This is a genomic window from Leptotrichia sp., assembly GCF_057270615.1.
Map to the genome: position 1 here is coordinate 1 of NZ_DBHIXN010000134.1, position 1,526 is coordinate 1,526.

Sequence of the window (1,526 nt, forward strand, 5' to 3'; positions counted from 1 at the left end):
GCTGAACACGTTTAGCAATAATGCAGCAGTTAATTTACGTAATATCTTACTTTTTTCTTTCATCCATTCATCTCCTTTCGATATTTTTACTGATTAGAAAGTTCATTGAAGATTTATTTTATTTTTTATTATTTTAACATTAATCATATGCAAATGTAAATATTAAATTTTAGAAAATCATTATTCCTGAAAATATTTTTTGTAAAATGAATTTGATAACAATAAGATATGAAGTCCATATTACGTCATATTAAGCCCGTAGCGTTTGCTAAATAAATTTTTGGTAAAAACATTGCCTGATTAAAAAATTTTTCATTACAAGGCTAATATGAACTTATTTTATATCACATATTTCCTGAACCAGTTCTCAAAATGTTCCATGCTGTTAAAGTTAAAATTCTGCTCATAAAAATCATCAACATTCTGAATTTTAACAACTACCATTCCATTCTTCTGTTCATTTATTGACTTTATTGTCAAGGTGTTAAACATTCCAGTTACTCCATCCATCATTCTAACTTTTCTATGAATGAAAAAGTCGGCAGGTGTTTTAATTTCTTTTTTCTCTTCCTTAATTTCTCTGGACTGCGGTTCTTCTTTCAGAAATGTAAAAATGAAGCCTGACACGGCAGGGCGTCCTCTTCCTTTTGTGTTATACGTTTTCTGAATTTTTAATCCATACTTTTCTTTAAGTTCCTTTTGTATTGGCTTTAAGACTTTTACATCAATATCACACATTCGATAATTTACAGGAATGTCCATTAACCTTTTGAACTCATCTAAATTAACGCTCCAAAAGCCTGTACTTCTAAACTGTTTCATTCTTCTGTAAAACTCTTTGGTGTAACTTGACTTTAATCTGACAAACTCTTCCAGTTCAAATCTTGTCCAATTGCCAGGTTCAAACTCATTTAGTAAAAATTTAAACCTTTCACTTACTGCAATTGTCAAATTTTGTGTTTTAGTATTTATTACAAATTCTTGAAAAAGAGCAAATTGAATTATAAGCTCTTCTGTTTGAAAAGTATAATTTAATGCAAGCAGCTTTTTATTAACATTCATTATTGTTTTTGAAAATTCTTTTATTGTCATATTTTTTTCAAGCCTTATAAGTCTTTTTAACTCATTAAATGAAAAATTTAAAATTTTAGTTCCATTATCCCTGACTTTATGAAGAATTGTCATTAATAAATTTAATTCTTCGGCTGTAAATTTTCTAAGTTCTTGATTATTAAAATCATTTTTATATTTTACAATTTCATTCATTTGACATCATCTCCAAACATAGCCATTATATCATATAAAACATATTTTAACAACCATATTTAAAATCGGTGTTTTTATTGTTCAAAAATACTCCCAAAAAGTTGTCTTTATTTTCCCGAAAAGTCGTTTTTAAATTCCCAAAAGGTAGTTTTTATTCTCCCAAAAAGTTGTTTTTTAATACCTTCAGTTCCTTTATTTATCGCTGTTTGCGAGTACCTAAAAAGGTATAATATAAAAGATATATATAAAATAGGTATAAT

The 1,526-nt window shown here is 27.0% G+C and carries 1 protein-coding gene; it reads right to left on the bottom strand.

Features of this window, described 5'->3' with window-relative positions:
- Positions 1 to 339: 339 nt before the first annotated feature.
- Positions 340 to 1,266 (bottom strand): replication initiation protein, encoded by a 927-nt coding sequence (locus ACO409_RS10910; protein WP_371467403.1) that lies wholly within the window; start codon positions 1,264 to 1,266, stop codon positions 340 to 342.
- Between the last annotated feature and the right edge of the window lie 260 nt (positions 1,267 to 1,526).

What these genes read in the sequence shown, in the direction of transcription:
- ACO409_RS10910 (WP_371467403.1), bottom strand. Translation starts at nt 1,266, where the DNA reads ATGAATGAAATTGTAAAATATAAAAATGATTTTAATAATCAAGAACTT.